The organism is Tenacibaculum litoreum (assembly GCF_964513915.1).
Lineage (GTDB): Bacteria > Bacteroidota > Bacteroidia > Flavobacteriales > Flavobacteriaceae > Polaribacter > Polaribacter litoreum.
The window spans coordinates 1079864-1096128 of the sequence record NZ_CAZEQS010000003.1; the positions used below are offsets into that span (position 1 = coordinate 1079864).

Genomic DNA, 16265 nt, shown 5'->3' on the forward strand with positions numbered 1-16265 from the left:
CTCTACTCACTTTTTAAAAAAATCTAATTAACGTATCTTGCAGTCTTATTAAAAGACACCTATAATGCAAGACAAAAACTTACATACCTATATAAAAAATGTTGTAGAAAATATGCCAGCAGATTGGTTAAAATTAACCACTCACCGTCTGGATATTTATGTAGAAAAACTAGCCAAAACTCAATTTTTAGAGCAGTTTGAAGATTTGTATAAAAACAACGATACTACTGCTTCAGCTTTAAGCGAGTTGCCAACTGCATACGATTATATTCGTTTAGGGCATCCGTTATCGTCTGTATTAGAGTGGACGATAGCCAAACTATACAACACAAAAGCAGCGAATGTAATTAGTTTTTCGTCACAAACAGTTCCTGTATTGGCTGTGTTAAGAGCGAATTTGTTTGCTAATAAAAACACGCAAATAGTGTACACCAATGAAATTCCTAGCTTTTTTGATGCAGAGGTAATTAAGAGCGTATACGGATATCAGTTTGAATTAAAAAAAGTAGATAGTGTTGAAGCTATTCCTGAGTTTGATAGTAGCACAGTATTGATTGTTGAACAAGAAGCTATTTGCAACTTTACCATTGTACCAAACGTTGATTTTTACATCAACACACACCCAGAATTAGGAAGCTTTTTATTAGTTAACGGTGAGCAAAACGATTCTTATATTTCAGACATTCAACATGTAAGAAGAAGAGAAACTATTGCCATGACTCCTGCTAATTCATTAAAAGCGTTAAAAAGTCTTATCGATGAACCGTATGAGGTTACAGTAACTGACGTAGCACAAAACAAAGCGAAGGTTGAGAAACTCATCAATGAAATTACCAATACCAGCACAAAAGCGTTAGTAGCTTCAAGTGGACTTTCAATACAATACGCCATTTTAATGGGATTGATTGACGATGCTCTTGAAAACCATAAAGGAAAAGCTATTAAAATTGTTGTACCTCCAAACTGTTATGGTGGTACAAACGACCAAGCGAGACGTGTTGCTGCTTGTTTAAACAACGTAGACATTGTTGATTTACCTGTTGATGGAGACAACGACATGGTAGAAAGTATTGATACCGTGTTAACCAATATTGCAGCACAAGATGCGGTTCCGTATATCATTGCTGAAATTCCGACCAATCCAAGAGTAGAAGTACCTAATCTTACCGATTTAAGAGATGTTTTGAGTAAAAAGCGTACGACTCCAACGGGTGAAACAGCGGTTGATCCTGTGTTTATTTTAGACCAAACTTTTTGTCCGAATGTCCACTTTTTAGGAGATACAGACATGTTAGCCAATATTAGAACTATTTCGTTTGCTAGTGGATCAAAATTCCCTAGTGGTGGAAAATGTACTGCTGGGTACTGTGTTGGAAACAAAACCACCAATGCTTTAATAGAAAAAATAGAAAAGCACTTACATATTTGCGATAACGAGGCTACACCGCTTCAATATGAAATATTGGCTGCACAAATGCCTTCGATGACACAAAGAATTAGTGATGCTTACAAGAATACTCGTGAGTTTGTAAACTTTATTCATGAAGTTTTACCTGATGCTAAAATCAATTTTGTTTCAGAAGAACTAGCAGCACAAGGATTTACGCCATCGGTATTTTCGTTAGACCTTCCTACCAAAGGAAATACTGCGGAAGAAAAAGAAGCCTATAAAAGAGCCTTAAACTTAAAGCTTATCAATTTAATGATTACTGAAATTCCAAATGAAAGTAAGTATTGTGTAAGCTACGGACAGTTAAAAGGTTGTTACTGGACAATTCCTGCAACCTCAACACAAGGAACTACCAAAGAAGGTGATAAAGATTATATTGCTCGTGTAGCACTTTCTCCTAATATGGATTTAGAACTTCATAAAAAAGTTTTCTTAGACTTTGTAAAAGGTATTTAAGAACTACAAAACGTCATAGCGAGGAGTGATAACGACGTGGCTATCCCACTGCTCGCTGTGACTTTTTTAAAACAATTTCACCTCAACTAAAAACTAACGACTACCAGCTACCGACTACAAAAACCTCCAACACACTATACGTGTTACCTTGTTTCCTTGGTGCATAGGAATTACTTTAAACTCTTTAACTCCTAATTTCTTACCTGAGTTCTGTAAACTTTCTACGTTTTCTTTTTTAGAAACCAAACTCGTAAACCATTTACTTACTTTCGGACATTTAGAACTCTCATATAAATAGGTATGCAAAAAAGCTTTCTCTCCGCCTATATACCATAACTCATTAGAGTTTCCTGCAAAGTTCCGTACTGCATTATTCCCTAAGTTTCTCGATTTTCTTCGGTTGGCTCCTCTCGCCTCTTCTGCCGATTTATAAAATGGCGGATTACACATAGTTATCGTAAATGCATCACCTTCTTCTATAATTCCTTCTAAGATATGTTCTTCTTTAAACTGTTGTCTTAATTCAACCTTATCAGTAAAACCATTATCATCTATAATATCCTGAGCATAATCTAACGAATCTAAATCGATATCGGTTGCTACAAAATTCCAATCGCATACTGCAATTCCCAACAAAGGATAAATACAACTTGCCCCTGTACCAATATCTAACACCGTTACGTTTTCCTCACCCGCAACTAAATCAGCTAAATGGTGAATATAGTCCACTCTTCCCGGTATGGGTGGGCATAAATTATCATCAGAAAAATTCCAATGTTTAATATTATAATGAGCTGCTAATAATGCCTTATTAAACTCCTTTACTGCTATTGGATCAGAAAAATCAATAGTCTCTTTCTCAAACTTTTCAATGATAAATTCAGAAAGTTTCGGATACTTTTCTACTAATAACGTGAAGTCGTATCCTTGGTTGTGTATGTTTTTAGGATGTAATCCTTTTTTTGTGCTCATTAAAGTGTAATAAGGGTAAACTCTAGTTGTAACGGATGTAAGTTTTCTTTTAGAATTGTTATGAAGTCTGCTCCATACTCTAAATAGAACTCTGAAAAATTACGTTGACGCTCTTCTAAACTTTGATTAGGTAATAATTCGTTTTGCAAAGCTACGATTCTTTCAACCATTTCTTTTTGACGTCTTTTTTCTGCTCGCAACCATCTTTTTTCAAGTTTTTCTAACCCTTTAACCTGCTTTCTTTCTTGAGCATTTACAGCTCCTAAGAAAGAAACATCGGTTTTTTTAGCTAGCTCACGTAAATCATCAAATTGTTGTTGTAAAAACTGTTTTTGCTTGGTAAAATCTACCTTAGTATCGCCGTTAGCTAACACTTTTCTTGCTAGTAAGTCATCTTGTTTTAAAAAGAGTTCTTCTTCTGAAACGTTTAGTTTTTCTAACTTACCTAACTGCTTTTCTGAAAGTATTTGAGCTGAGTTTCTCAATAATAATATAGGAAACGGAACATTTACTTTATCAAAATATGCCTTTAACTCTAACCAGTAGGCTAACTCTCCTCCTCCACCTATGTAACATAAGTTCGGTAAAATTACCTCTTGGTATAGTGGACGCATAATTACGTTTGGTGAAAAACATTCTGGCTGACTATGTAAATGGTCTAAGATTTCATCCTTTGTCCAAGAAATATCTGTATTGTTTACTTTGTAAATTCCGTTTTCAAGAACAATACGTTCACGAATCCTATCGGTAATATAAAATAAGTTTATCTCACGCGGGTTTACTTGTATTTTATATGATTGTTCTAGTTCTGTAATTGTTTTCGATACTTCTTTATAAGAGGTTTCGTGTAACAAATCGTATTCTACATAAGGCGTTAACGCTCTTTTTAATTCTCTTTCGTCAGCATCTAAAATTACCAAACCATATTTCCCGAAAAGTTTGTCGGCTATATACCTGGTTGCATCTGCTAATGTTTTGTGCTGTAAATATCCTTTTTCAAAGAGTTCTTTAATTTGAATAGCATTTTTTGAACTTCCTAAATGTTCAGCAAATACTTCAAAAACATCTTGTAACCCTTCGGTTGTAAAACGTCCTACAGGTCCTTTTTGGTCAGAGTTCCACTGTACTTTTTTCCCTTTAAAGTTAAAGAAGTTAATTTCTTCAAAGTCGTGGTCTTCAGTTGCCATCCAATATACAGGTACAAAATTCTCATTAGGAAATTGCATTGATAAATGCTCGCACATGTTTATGGTTGATATAATTTTATACAGAAAATATAACGGTCCCGTAAACAAATTCAACTGATGTCCTGTTGTTATTGTAAACGTATTCTCTTTTAGTAAACTTTCTATATTTTTTTGTGTCTCAAAAGATAAATCAACGTCTTTGTATTGTTTTCTCAATACTTCAACTAACCTTTTCCTTTGAGTGCTTGAAATAGGGGTTGCTTTCTTTTCTTCTAACTGTTTTTCAAAGTTTCGTAAACTCGGATAGCGATTATAAAAAGGTTGAATCTTTTCATCAGCCTTTAAATAGTCCTCCATTGTTTTAGAAAAGAATCCTGTATCTCTATAAGGTATATTAGTTACTTTCATTACTTGTTGGCTCTTTGAAATAATGTGTAAACATACGGACGTTCTCCTCCGTACGGATTTACAAATGTGTGATTAAAACTATTGACTAAAACAAAATCGTTTCCTAATTTTTCTTGTAACATTTCCGTATTGTAACGTTGTAATTGCAGTCCACAACATTTTTCTGCTCCGTCTAAAGCAAAAACAGCAATAATTACGAATCCGTTTACTTTTACAAGCTTCTTTAGCAGGTTAAAATAGGCATTTTGTTCTTCTTCTTTTAAAAAGAAATGTAGTACAGCTCTATCGTTCCAAACATCTACTTCTCCAAGATCTTCAAGTTGAGTTGGAGCCACTAAATTATCGGCTATAAAGTTAACTTTTGATGCACTTTCTCCTAATCGATTTTTCACATCGGTTAGTGCTTTTTCAGATAAATCATTTGCTATTAAACTTGAATATCCATCAACTACTAGCTCATCAATTAACATAGACGAGCCAACGCCTACATTTAAGATTTTAGCGTCTTTTGGCACGTTAGATTCCTTTAATAATTCAATAGTTTCTTTCGAACTTTCTTCGAACCATCCTAGTTTTTCAGTTGGATTTTTTACATAGGCTGCATTCCAGTGTTCTTTATAGTTAATTTCTCCCGGAATGTTACACTCACTCTCTTTTGTAGTCATAGTTCAAAAATAGGAAAATTTAATCCTTTGTCGAAAACTTACCACACTTCTAACAGATTTTTAACTACATTCTTTTTTAAACCATCTATTTAGGTATTTTTACAGTTAGTAAATTACAATTATGCAGTTTAAACATCCTGAGATTTTATATTTCTTAGCTTTTTTACTCATTCCTATATTGGTACACTTGTTCCAACTACAGCGATTTGTAAAAGTTCCGTTTACCAATGTAGCTTTTTTACAAAAGTTAGTGTTGCAAACACGTAAAAGTTCTCGTATAAAAAAATGGCTGATTTTAGCTACTCGTTTACTGCTACTTACTGCCCTTATTTTGGCATTTGCTCAGCCTTATTTTAGCAACCATAAAGCAAATGAAGAACAACATTTCTTTATGTATCTTGATAATTCTTTGAGTACTAACGCTATTGGAGAAAAAGGTAATTTACTGCAAATTGCTACCCAAGAAATTATTGAAAACTCAACAGAAAAAACTAAGTATTCTTTACTTACAAACGATCATTTTTACGCTAATAAAACAATTTCTGAACTAAAAGAAGAACTGTTAAAAACAACAAATACTGCTAAAAACAGAAACCTTGCTGATGTTTTTTTAAAAATGACTAGTGAGCATAAGTCTGTTACTTCTCCTACCAAAAACATTGTAATTTCTGATTTTCAAAACATAAAAAAAGAGGCTATTAGCAATGCTCCTGAAAATACTTCTTTTGTAAAATTGGTTCCTGAACAAAAAAGCAACATTTCTGTTGATAGTGTTTTTGTAGATGACAATGGAGGGTCTAATTTCATTGTACATATTATTGTTAAAAATCAAGGAAATGCTAAAAACGACATTCCTATTGCCATTTATAATAATGACAAGTTATTAAATAAACAAACCTTTAGTATTGAGGAAAACAAGACTACAGAAGTTACTTTTTCTGTTGTAAAAACCCCAGTATTTTTAGGTAAAGTTGCTATTAATTTTAACGATACGTACGGGTTTGATAATTCGTTTTATTTTACCATTAATGCTAACGAAAAAATTAATGTATTAGTTATTGGAGAATCAAATGACTTCTTACAACGAATTTATACCAAAGAAGAGTTTAACTTTACTTCTTCTACGCTACAAAATGCCAACTATAACTTAATAGATGAGCAACATCTTATTGTATTAAATGAGTTGGAAAATATTCCAGAAACACTTCTGAATAGTTTAGAAAACTACACTAAAAAAGGCGGAAACCTTGTTATAATTCCAAATAAAGAATCAGTACTTTCTTCTTATAACAACTTTTTCAGGAAGCTAAATTCAGGAAGGTTACTTTCTAAAAAAAACGATAGCTTAAAGGTTACATCGATTAATTATAATCACCCTCTTTTAAAAAATGTTTTCGAAAAGAAAGTTGCTAACTTTCAATATCCGTTTGTAAAAACTTCTTTTAATTCTGAATTTAAGAATGCTAGTAACATTGTTTCTTTTGAAAATAAACAAGGTTTTATTAAACAGATTAATTTACCAAATGCTTCTATGTATTGGGTAGCGGCTCCTCTACAAAAAGACAATAGTAACTTTACAAACTCACCTTTAATTGTACCTGTTTTTTATAACATAGGAAAACAGAGTTTACAGCTTTCTGAATTGTATTATACCATAGACAAGCAAAATACTATTGATATTGATAAACAACTAGGTAAAGATGAAGTTTTAAGTATTGTTACTAATAAAGATTCTTTTATTCCTTTGCAACAAACTTTTCAAAACAAAACACGTATTACCACTAAAGATCAACCTTTAGTAGCTGGTTTTTATCAAATACAACAAGAAAATAATGTGCTTAGAAATGTTGCTTTTAATTACGACAAAAATGAAAGTATCTTAGATTTCTTAACATTTTCTGAAGCTAATGATATGACCATATCTACTTCAGTTAAAAACACCTTGGAAAATATTAATGATGAAAACAAAATTCAATGGCTTTGGAAATGGTTTTTGGGCTTAGCTATTGTATCTTTGCTTTTAGAAATTTTGATTTTAAAATTCTTTAAACCATGACAACGCTGCTTAAATCGGCAACAATAATAGATGCTTCTAGTCCTTACCACCAACAAACTAAAGATATTTTAATTACCGACGGTATTATCACCAAAATTGACAACAACATTGCTAGTGAAGAAAATTATCAAGTTATAGAGCTTGATAACCTTCATGTATCTCCAGGTTGGTTTGATACGAGTGTTTCTTTTGGAGAGCCTGGTTATGAAGAACGTGAAACCTTGAAACATGGTGTTCAAGTAGCGGCTAAAAGTGGATTTACTCATGTAGCTATCAATCCAAATACAAGTCCTGTTGTTGATAATAAATCAGCCATAGAGTTTTTAATTAATAAAGTAAACGGAGCTGCAACTAGCATTCATCCTATTGGAGCCTTAACACAGCAAAGTAAGGGTATTGAAATGTCTGAAATGTACGACATGCAACAATCGGGAGCTATTGCTTTTGGCGATTATAACAAACCTGTTAGTAACGATAATCTATTAAAAATAGCATTGTTATATGCTCAAAATTTTGATGGATTGGTACTAAGCTTTCCTAAAAACAATTTAATTGCAGGTGAAGGTGTTGCTAACGAAGGAAAAAACAGTACACTTTTAGGATTAAAAGGAACTCCTGCGCTTGCAGAAGAAATCCAAATTTCTCGCGATTTATTTTTGTTAGAATATACAGGAGGGAAATTACACATTCCTACTATCTCAACTGCAAAGTCTGTTCAACTTATTAAAGAAGCAAAAGAAAAAGGGTTAGATGTAACGTGTAGTGTTGCTGTGCATAATTTAGTTTTGACAGATGATGAACTACATGGCTTTGAAGCTAATAAAAAAGTAAATCCTCCCCTACGTACAGAAGAAGATAAAAAAGCCTTAATACAAGGTTTAAAAGAAGGTATCATTGACATAGTTACTTCAGATCATAATCCTATTGACATTGAACATAAAAAAGTAGAGTTTTCTACCGCAAAAGATGGAACTATTGGTTTAGAAAGTGCTTTTGGAGCGTTGAATACTGTATTAGATTTAGAAACTATTATCAACTGTTTATCTAATAACCCTAGAAAACGTTTTAATATTGAATTGGCTTCCATAAAAGAAGATGAAAAAGCTAGTTTATCTGTTTTTAACCCTGATGGAGCGTATACTTTCTCAGAGCAAAATATTGTTTCTACCTCAAAAAACAGTATCTTTCTAGGGAAAAAGCTAGAAGGAAAAGTTTATGGTATTTACAATAATAATCAACTAATTTTAAACTCATAGAATCATGGAAAATCTAACAGTAAACGAAGGAAAAACCGAAGCAATCATTAGTCATTTTACAGTTATAGGACTTATTATAGCTTTTGTTTTAAACATGAACAAAAAAAACGCTTTTGCTAGCTTTTATATTAGGCAAATGCTTGGTTTAAATGTTCTTCAACTTTTAAACGGGTGGGTTGTTTATAAATATTTAGGTAGTAATGCTGGTTGGATTGTTGGTGTACTACTATTTGTACTTTGGTTAATTAGCCTTTTAGCTGTTTTAAAGGGAGAAAAGAAGCTTGTACCAGTTGTTGGTGAACAATTTCAAAACCTATTTAAAGGAATTTAATACATGAGTTTACAGTATATTGTAAGAAAACCTAAAACCTCAAATGCTAACCCTCCACTATTAATTTTATTACACGGATATGGTAGCAACGAACAAGACTTATTTTCATTTGCTGAAGAATTACCAGACGATTTATTAATTGTAAGTGCTAGAGCTCCTCACGATATGGGCTATGGTGGTTATGCATGGTATGCTATAAATTTTGACTCAGTTAACGGTAAATTTTCTGATTTAAAACAAGCAGCAAAATCAGTTGATAAGATTGCTTCGTTTATAGATGAAATAAAAGAAAAATACAATACTAACCCTGATAAAACATTTTTATTAGGATTTAGCCAAGGTGCTATTTTAAGTTATGCGTTAAGTTTTAAATATCCTAACAAGGTAAAACACGTAGTAGCATTAAGTGGTTATATTAATGAAGAGTTATTACCTGCTGAAATAGACAACTCTATTACAACAGATTATTATATCTCTCACGGAACTGTAGATCAAGTTCTTCCAATAGATTGGGCGCGTAAAGCTCCTATTATACTGAAAGACTTTAAGTTGGATAACGAATATTCAGAATACCCTGTTGGGCATGGTGTTGCCCCTCAAAACTTTTATAGTTTTAAACGTTGGATAGAGGAAAGACTCTAAACTTTAACAGTTATTTAGAGTAAAATTAAATATTTTTGCAACTAAAAAAATAGCATGAGCAATATATTTAATCAAGACATACTTTACTACTGGAGTGCTCCTTTTTTCATTTCAGTAATCTTACTCGAAATGTTCTTTAGCTATCGAGCTAAGGCCAAGAACTATGAGTTTAAAGATACAGCCACTAATGTTTACTTTGCCTTAGTTAACTTTAGCTTAGACTTGCTAATGAAGGTTACTTCTTTTGCAATCATGGGCTTTTGCTACCAATACAGAATTATTGACTGGGAAGGAAACATGTCGTGGGCATATTGGTTATTAGCTTTTATTGGTCAAGACTTTTTGTACTACATTCACCATTATGTAGATCATCATTCAAGATTTTTCTGGGCTGTACATGTAACACATCACAACTCTGAATACTACAATATTTCAACTGGTTTTAGATCTCCAGTTTTACAACCTTTATTTAGGTACATGTTCTTTTTACCATTAGCTTTTCTAGGTGTTATGCCTCTGCATATTATGTTTGCTTACGCTATGAATCAAAACTACGGAACCTTATGCCATACCAATTTTATTAAAAGTAAATTAGGTTGGTGGGGTTATATTTTCGTTACTCCATCGCACCATAGAGTTCACCATGCTTCTAATACTAAGTATTTAGATAAGAATATGGGAATGGTATTGATTATTTGGGATCGTATTTTTGGTACTTTTCAAGCTGAAGAAGATGAAACGGAATATGAAAAGCTACGTTATGGTTTAACCAAACCTTTAGAAGACAAAGGACCTATTAATGTTATTTTCCATGAATGGAAAGAAATTTTTAAAGACTTCTTTAAACGAAAAAAGAACTTACCATTAACAACACGATTAAAATATGTGTTTATGCCTCCAGGATGGAGTCATGATGGTAGCTCTAAAACGAGTAAGGAATTACAGGAAGAACTTAAAACTACTTCCTTAAAAGAGTTGAAATTACAAAAAATAAAAGTCGAGTAAACACTCGACTTTTTTCTTTATTAGATATTCTAATACTATTACTTTAATATCTGATTTGCGTGTTCTTTTGTTTTTACTTTCGTAATTACATCTTCAATTACTCCATTCTCATCAATTACAAAAGTGGTACGGTGTATTCCGTCATACTCTCTCCCCATAAACTTTTTAGGTCCCCAAACACCAAAAGCGTTGATTACATCTTTACTTTCATCTGCTAATAAAGGAAAAGGTAATTCATTTTTATTAATAAAGTTTTGTTGACGTTTTGCAGAATCTGCACTTACTCCTAAGACATCATACCCTTTTGCTAAAAACGTTTTGTAATTATCACGTAAGTCACAAGCTTCTGCTGTACAACCAGGTGTGCTAGCTTTTGGATAAAAGAATAATACTAGTTTTTTTCCTGCATAATCAGAAAGTTTTACAGCATTTCCCTTTTCGTCTACTGATTCAAAACTTGGTGCCTTATCTCCTATTTTTAGTGTTGTCATATTATTTTGTTTCAAAGTTATTATGTCAAAGTTACAAAGTTGATTTTGATTATCCATAAAACATACAAAGCTTCTTTGTACCTTTGATTTTTTCAAATTTTATAAAGCAATGACGAAAGCAGAAAAAGTTCAGTTTGTTATAGATACTTTAGAAGAATTATATCCTGAAACTCCCATCCCTTTAGATCACAAAGACCCATATACCTTGTTGATTGCTGTATTGATGTCTGCTCAAAGTACTGATGCACGTGTAAATACAATTACACCTTTATTATTTGAAAAAGCTGATAACCCGTATGATATGGTAAAACTTACCGTTGATGAAATTAGAGAGATTATCAAGCCAGTAGGTCTATCACCTATGAAATCAAAAGGAATTCACGGTTTATCTAAAATTTTAATTGAAAAACATAATGGTGAAGTCCCTATTGATATGGATGCTTTGGAGGAATTACCAGCTGTAGGACACAAAACTGCTAGTGTTGTAATGGCACAAGCTTTTGATATTCCTGCTTTTCCTGTAGACACCCATATTCATAGATTAATGTATCGTTGGAATTTATCTAACGGAAAAAGTGTTGCACAAACTGAAAAAGATGCTAAACGTTTATTTCCAAAAGAATTATGGAATAAATTACACTTACAGATTATTTATTACGGACGCGAATATTCTCCTGCTCGAGGTTGGAGGTTAGAGAATGATATTATTACTAAGACTGTTGGAAGAAAATCTGTAATAGACGATTATAATAGTAAAAAGAAAGTATAAAAAAAGCCCCAACCTTTGTTGAAGCTTTTTCCACTCTTAATTCAAATTCAATTCAATGAGATAGTTTGATTTCGTTTTAACTACTGTTAGCGATTTAGAAAAATTAATCAAATATTGAACTGTTTCTTGTTTAGGTTCCATTTTAAAGTCAGGAGACTTCTTAGAGTAAATTTGCATCATATATAATTCCCTTATTATTACTTATAATCAATGATTTAACGATGCATTTTTCCAAATATTGTTTAACTGACTAAAATAATTTTATTTTTTTCAATTATTTTTCTCAAATTAATTAAAGCGTAACGCATTCTACCTAATGCTGTGTTTATACTAACACCTGTATTTTCTGATATTTCATTAAAACTCATATCATTATAAATACGCATTTTTAAAACCTCTTTTTGTTCTTCAGGTAGTTCTTCAACTAACTCTTTAACATCGTTTAAAATTTGTTCTTTTATTATTTTTCCTTCTGCATTCAAAGTTCCATCGCTTAATACCGAAAAAATGTCAAACTCTTCTGTATTATTAAACGTAGGCATGCGATTATTTTTTCTAAAAAAATCAATAATCAAATTATGAGCAATACGCATTACCCATGGTAAAAATTTACCTTCTTCGTTATAATTTCCTTTTTTTAGCGTTCTTATAACCTTTATAAAGGTGTCTTGAAAAATGTCTTCTGTAGTATCTCTATTTTGTACTTTACTATAAATAAAGCTATAAAGTCTTTGTTGGTGGCGTTTAATCAATAATTCTATGGCGTATTCATTACCATTAATGTAGTTCTTTACTAAAACACTGTCATCTACTATGTTTTGCATAATAATTACTTTTTTAAAAGAGCAACTTATTAGTTCTCTTTTGGTTAGGGGATATTAAGTTATAAAAGTAATTATCTTGCTATAGGCTATTATTTATTGATTAATAATAAGTTACAAATATTAAATTTTTTATTAATAAATACAAAAAAAACTATAAAAAAAGAGAAAAACACTATCGTTTATTCATTAAAACCACTTGAAATTGGTATTTTTATCGCTTATTTTTTCGAGTATATGAAGACTGATATTTCAACTGTTAATCCAAAGGAAAATATTATAATAAAAGGAGCTAAACTGCACAATTTAAAAAACATTGATGTAGTTATTCCTCGTAATAAATTAGTAGTAATTACTGGGCTTTCTGGTTCTGGAAAGTCTTCTTTAGCTTTTGATACTTTATATGCTGAAGGACAACGTCGTTATGTAGAAAGTTTAAGTTCGTATGCACGTCAGTTTTTAGGAAAACTACACAAACCAAAAGTAGATTATATTAAAGGGATTGCTCCCGCTATTGCTATTGAGCAAAAAGTTAACTCTACTAATCCACGTTCAACAGTTGGTACATCAACAGAGATATACGATTATATTAAATTGTTATTCGCACGTATAGGTAAAACCTTCTCTCCTATTTCTGGTAATGAAGTAAAAAAACATACGGTTTCTGATGTTATTAATTATGTAAAAAAGTTTGAAGAGCGTACTAAATTATTATTACTAGCTCCAATACATATTAGTAAAGACAGAGATATAAAAACTGTTTTACAAGTATTAACACAGCAAGGATATGCTCGTTTAAAATATCAAGATACAGTATACAGAATTGATGAATTTCCTTTAAAAGATTTTAAAGGAAATCAATTACAATTAGTTGTTGATAGAATTGTTGTAAAACACGAAGAAGATTTTTACAACCGTCTTGGTGATGCTATTCAAACAGCCTTTTTTGAAGGAAAAGGAATTTGTTTTATTGAAAATCTATCAGATAACAGTACTGTTGAATTCAGTAATAAATTTGAGTTAGACGGAATTTCATTCTTAGAACCTAACACTCATTTATTCAGCTTTAACAATCCGTACGGAGCTTGTCCTACTTGTGAAGGATATGGAAATGTGATTGGTATTGATGAAGATTTAGTAATTCCTAATACTGGACTTTCTATCTACGAAAATGCTATTTTTCCTTTTAAAACAGATAGTTACAAAAAATATAAAAACGATTTAATTCTAAATGCCGAGGAATTCGGAATTTCTATTCATAAACCATGGTTTGAACTTACTGAAGAACAAAAAGACTTGGTTTGGAACGGAACTAAAAAATTCAAAGGAATTAACCATCTATTCAAAAAATTAGAAGAAAAAAGCTATAAAATCCAAAACCGTGTTATGCTCTCTCGCTACCGCGGAAAAACAAAATGTACTGAATGTAATGGAAAACGTTTACGTAAAGAGGCTAACTACGTTCAAGTTTATGGTAAAACTATTGATGAATTAGTAACCTTACCTTTAGATGAATTAGCGGTGTTCTTCAATAATATTGAATTAAACAAATACGAAGAAAAAATTGGTAAACGTTTACTTACCGAAATTAATAATCGCTTACAGTTTTTAACAGATGTTGGCTTAAGCTATCTAACGTTAAACAGAACATCTAATACGTTATCTGGTGGAGAAAGTCAACGAATTAATTTAGCGACTTCGCTAGGGAGTTCGTTAGTAGGTTCTATGTATATTTTAGATGAACCAAGTATTGGATTACACCCAAAAGACACAGAAAGACTAATTGGTGTGTTAAAAAACCTACGTGATTTAGGTAACACCGTTATTGTAGTTGAGCATGATGAAGACATTATGAAAGAGGCCGATTATATCATTGACATTGGCCCTGAAGCAGGAACCTATGGAGGAAATGTTGTTGCCGAAGGAACTTTTGAAGATATCCTACAATCTGAATCGCTTACAGCTAAATATTTATCGGAAGAATTAAAAATTGAAATCCCCACAAACAGGAGAACTTCAAAAAACTCTATTGATATTATTGGCGCTCGTGAAAATAACTTGAAAAATATTGATGTCTCTTTCCCTCTTAATAATTTAACGGTTATTACTGGAGTTTCAGGTAGTGGTAAAAGTACCTTGGTTAAGAAAATTCTGTATCCTGCTATGCAAAAAAAACTAGTTGGATATGGTGAAAAATTGGGACAACATACAGATGTTACGGGAAGCTTTGACTTGTTAAAACATGTAGAATTTATCGATCAAAACCCTATTGGTCGTTCTTCACGTTCTAACCCTGTAACGTATATAAAAGCGTATGATGATATTCGTAAGCTACTTTCATCGCAAAAACTATCTAAAATAAGAAATTACCAACCAAAACATTTTTCTTTTAATGTAGATGGTGGTCGTTGTGAAGTCTGTAAAGGTGAAGGAGAAGTTACTATTGAAATGCAGTTTATGGCTGATGTACATTTAGAGTGTGAAACCTGTGGTGGTAAACGCTTTAAAAAAGAAGTACTGGAAGTAACTTTTGAAGGAAAATCGATTGATGATATTTTGAATATGACCATTGATGATGCCGTTGCTTTTTTTACAGAACATCAACAAAACAAAATAGCTAGAAAATTAAAGCCTTTACAAGATGTTGGACTAGGTTATGTACAATTAGGTCAATCATCTTCTACCCTTTCTGGTGGTGAGGCACAACGTATAAAACTAGCTTCTTTTTTAGTAAAAGGAAATACCAAAGACAAAGCTTTGTTCATTTTTGATGAACCTACTACTGGATTACACTTTCATGATATTAAAAAGTTATTAGCTTCTTTTAATGCTTTAATTGAAAGAGGACACTCTATTATTGTTATTGAACACAATATTGAATTGATTAAGTGTGCTGATTATATAATTGATCTTGGTTTGGAAGGTGGAAAAAAAGGCGGGAACTTAATCTTTGCTGGTACTCCTGAAGAGTTAGCTAAAAACAAAAAATCATATACCTCTAAATATTTAAAAGAAAAGTTACATTTTTAAGAGAAAAGCCACCCAACCTCTCGGTCGGACAGCCTTTCACAACAAAAATTAACAAAATTTAATAACTAAAGATTACTAAAACTTCGTGTCTCCAATATTTGGATTGTATACGTAATTAAAGGTGTAATACTGTGCCCCTGAATTAGCTGGGTCAGAAGAGTTACTACTATCCATATCTTTGTAATAGCTTAAAATCTCTATCTTGGCATAATTTCCGTCTGTAGTTTTTACCACAAGTATCTTTCCTGCTACTGCACTTACTAAATGGTTTTCTCGGTTATAGGTGTACCATACACCTTTTGGCAGTGCTAAATCACCTTCTTTATCTTGTACAAAATTAAAATCGTCAGAAACAGAAGTTATTTCAGAAAAAGTACCATCTACAACTACTAACGCTGCATTACCTGTTCTATCTGGCTCGCCTGAAATTCCAGTTTTCTCACCTCCATTTACAAGAATTGTAGTTCCTCTAAAGGCTATATCCCAATTATCTCCCGTTACTATGTCCCCTGTTTTAAAACTAAACTTTACAAACTCTCCTGACACTAAAGGTGGACTTACCGAATAATCGTTAGTTTCTTTTGCATGTAAATTTTCTACTTTTTTTGCTACCACATCATCTAAAACAACATCATCATTATCACTACATGAAACAGCTACAAAAGCTAACATAGTTATTGCTAAAATTGACTTTAAAATTCTCATTTTTATTGATTTATATTTATA

Annotated in this window: 14 protein-coding genes; 8 read left to right on the forward strand and 6 right to left on the reverse strand. The window is 31.9% G+C overall.

Annotated elements, in window-relative coordinates; genetic code table 11:
• The first annotated feature begins 64 nt into the window (after nucleotides 1–64).
• Nucleotides 65–1906, forward strand: coding sequence for a PLP-dependent aminotransferase family protein (locus ACKTTR_RS10950; RefSeq protein WP_408027876.1), 1842 nt, complete (start codon nucleotides 65–67; stop codon nucleotides 1904–1906).
• A gap of 114 nt (nucleotides 1907–2020) precedes the next feature.
• Here the strand turns inward: ACKTTR_RS10950 and rlmF are convergent, their stop codons facing one another.
• The 3 genes from rlmF to ACKTTR_RS10965 are packed head-to-tail and all read right to left on the reverse strand — an operon-like array spanning nucleotide 2021 to nucleotide 5138.
• A complete protein-coding gene (gene rlmF / locus ACKTTR_RS10955) occupies nucleotides 2021–2878 on the reverse strand; it encodes a 23S rRNA (adenine(1618)-N(6))-methyltransferase RlmF (protein ID WP_408027877.1) in 858 nt (285 codons plus the stop codon).
• Nucleotides 2878–4473: a bacillithiol biosynthesis cysteine-adding enzyme BshC gene (gene bshC, locus ACKTTR_RS10960; RefSeq protein ID WP_408027878.1), complete on the reverse strand. Its 1596-nt coding sequence runs from the start codon at nucleotides 4471–4473 to the stop codon at nucleotides 2878–2880. Before bshC ends, rlmF begins: the two co-directional genes overlap by 1 nt.
• Nucleotides 4473–5138, reverse strand: coding sequence for a class I SAM-dependent methyltransferase (locus ACKTTR_RS10965; protein WP_408027879.1), 666 nt, complete (start codon nucleotides 5136–5138; stop codon nucleotides 4473–4475). The genes bshC and ACKTTR_RS10965 overlap by 1 nt, the downstream gene beginning before the upstream one ends.
• Before the next feature lie 121 nt (nucleotides 5139–5259).
• On the opposite strand from ACKTTR_RS10965, the gene ACKTTR_RS10970 reads away from it, so the two are divergent.
• Genes ACKTTR_RS10970 through ACKTTR_RS10990 form a run of 5 tightly spaced genes read left to right on the forward strand, consistent with a single transcriptional unit; the run spans nucleotide 5260 to nucleotide 10428 of the window.
• Nucleotides 5260–7194, forward strand: a complete 1935-nt coding sequence (locus ACKTTR_RS10970) for a BatA domain-containing protein (RefSeq protein ID WP_408027880.1) — start codon at nucleotides 5260–5262, stop codon at nucleotides 7192–7194.
• Entirely contained in the window at nucleotides 7191–8450 is a 1260-nt protein-coding gene (locus ACKTTR_RS10975; protein WP_408027881.1) for a dihydroorotase, read from the forward strand. The genes ACKTTR_RS10970 and ACKTTR_RS10975 overlap by 4 nt, the downstream gene beginning before the upstream one ends.
• Before the next feature lie 4 nt (nucleotides 8451–8454).
• Nucleotides 8455–8781, forward strand: a complete 327-nt coding sequence (locus ACKTTR_RS10980; protein WP_099213844.1) for a hypothetical protein — start codon at nucleotides 8455–8457, stop codon at nucleotides 8779–8781.
• Nucleotides 8782–8784: 3 nt separating this feature from the next.
• Nucleotides 8785–9423, forward strand: a complete 639-nt coding sequence (locus ACKTTR_RS10985) for an alpha/beta hydrolase (protein WP_408027882.1) — start codon at nucleotides 8785–8787, stop codon at nucleotides 9421–9423.
• Nucleotides 9424–9477: 54 nt separating this feature from the next.
• Complete coding sequence (locus ACKTTR_RS10990) at nucleotides 9478–10428, forward strand: sterol desaturase family protein (protein WP_408027883.1); 951 nt, start codon at nucleotides 9478–9480, stop codon at nucleotides 10426–10428.
• A 38-nt stretch (nucleotides 10429–10466) separates the two neighbouring features.
• Here the strand turns inward: ACKTTR_RS10990 and bcp are convergent, their stop codons facing one another.
• On the reverse strand, nucleotides 10467–10919 hold the full coding sequence (bcp, locus tag ACKTTR_RS10995) for a thioredoxin-dependent thiol peroxidase (RefSeq protein WP_408027884.1): 453 nt from the start codon (nucleotides 10917–10919) through the stop codon (nucleotides 10467–10469).
• A 109-nt stretch (nucleotides 10920–11028) separates the two neighbouring features.
• Between bcp and ACKTTR_RS11000 the strand changes: the two genes are divergently transcribed.
• On the forward strand, nucleotides 11029–11688 hold the full coding sequence (locus ACKTTR_RS11000; RefSeq protein WP_408027885.1) for an endonuclease III domain-containing protein: 660 nt from the start codon (nucleotides 11029–11031) through the stop codon (nucleotides 11686–11688).
• 242 nt (nucleotides 11689–11930) lie between these two features.
• On the opposite strand, the gene ACKTTR_RS11005 is transcribed toward ACKTTR_RS11000, so the two are convergent.
• Nucleotides 11931–12512 (reverse strand): RNA polymerase sigma factor, encoded by a 582-nt coding sequence (locus ACKTTR_RS11005; protein WP_408027886.1) that lies wholly within the window; start codon nucleotides 12510–12512, stop codon nucleotides 11931–11933.
• Between the two features lie 234 nt (nucleotides 12513–12746).
• On the opposite strand from ACKTTR_RS11005, the gene uvrA reads away from it, so the two are divergent.
• On the forward strand, nucleotides 12747–15539 hold the full coding sequence (gene uvrA, locus ACKTTR_RS11010) for an excinuclease ABC subunit UvrA (protein ID WP_408027887.1): 2793 nt from the start codon (nucleotides 12747–12749) through the stop codon (nucleotides 15537–15539).
• Nucleotides 15540–15614: 75 nt separating this feature from the next.
• Here uvrA and ACKTTR_RS11015 read toward each other — a convergent pair whose 3' ends face one another.
• Nucleotides 15615–16244, reverse strand: a complete 630-nt coding sequence (locus ACKTTR_RS11015) for an HmuY family protein (protein ID WP_408027888.1) — start codon at nucleotides 16242–16244, stop codon at nucleotides 15615–15617.
• Between the last annotated feature and the right edge of the window lie 21 nt (nucleotides 16245–16265).

Excerpts from the sequence above, each read along its gene's own strand:
- ACKTTR_RS10990 (WP_408027883.1), top strand. The coding sequence starts at position 9,478 with ATGAGCAATATATTTAATCAAGACATACTTTACTACTGGAGTGCTCCT.
- ACKTTR_RS10985 (WP_408027882.1), top strand. The coding sequence starts at position 8,785 with ATGAGTTTACAGTATATTGTAAGAAAACCTAAAACCTCAAATGCTAAC.
- uvrA (WP_408027887.1), top strand. The coding sequence starts at position 12,747 with ATGAAGACTGATATTTCAACTGTTAATCCAAAGGAAAATATTATAATA.
- ACKTTR_RS10980 (WP_099213844.1), top strand. The coding sequence starts at position 8,455 with ATGGAAAATCTAACAGTAAACGAAGGAAAAACCGAAGCAATCATTAGT.
- ACKTTR_RS11005 (WP_408027886.1), bottom strand. The coding sequence starts at position 12,512 with ATGCAAAACATAGTAGATGACAGTGTTTTAGTAAAGAACTACATTAAT.
- bcp (WP_408027884.1), bottom strand. The coding sequence starts at position 10,919 with ATGACAACACTAAAAATAGGAGATAAGGCACCAAGTTTTGAATCAGTA.
- ACKTTR_RS11000 (WP_408027885.1), top strand. The coding sequence starts at position 11,029 with ATGACGAAAGCAGAAAAAGTTCAGTTTGTTATAGATACTTTAGAAGAA.
- ACKTTR_RS10970 (WP_408027880.1), top strand. The coding sequence starts at position 5,260 with ATGCAGTTTAAACATCCTGAGATTTTATATTTCTTAGCTTTTTTACTC.
- ACKTTR_RS10965 (WP_408027879.1), bottom strand. The coding sequence starts at position 5,138 with ATGACTACAAAAGAGAGTGAGTGTAACATTCCGGGAGAAATTAACTAT.
- ACKTTR_RS10950 (WP_408027876.1), top strand. The coding sequence starts at position 65 with ATGCAAGACAAAAACTTACATACCTATATAAAAAATGTTGTAGAAAAT.
- bshC (WP_408027878.1), bottom strand. The coding sequence starts at position 4,473 with ATGAAAGTAACTAATATACCTTATAGAGATACAGGATTCTTTTCTAAA.
- rlmF (WP_408027877.1), bottom strand. The coding sequence starts at position 2,878 with ATGAGCACAAAAAAAGGATTACATCCTAAAAACATACACAACCAAGGA.
- ACKTTR_RS11015 (WP_408027888.1), bottom strand. The coding sequence starts at position 16,244 with ATGAGAATTTTAAAGTCAATTTTAGCAATAACTATGTTAGCTTTTGTA.
- ACKTTR_RS10975 (WP_408027881.1), top strand. The coding sequence starts at position 7,191 with ATGACAACGCTGCTTAAATCGGCAACAATAATAGATGCTTCTAGTCCT.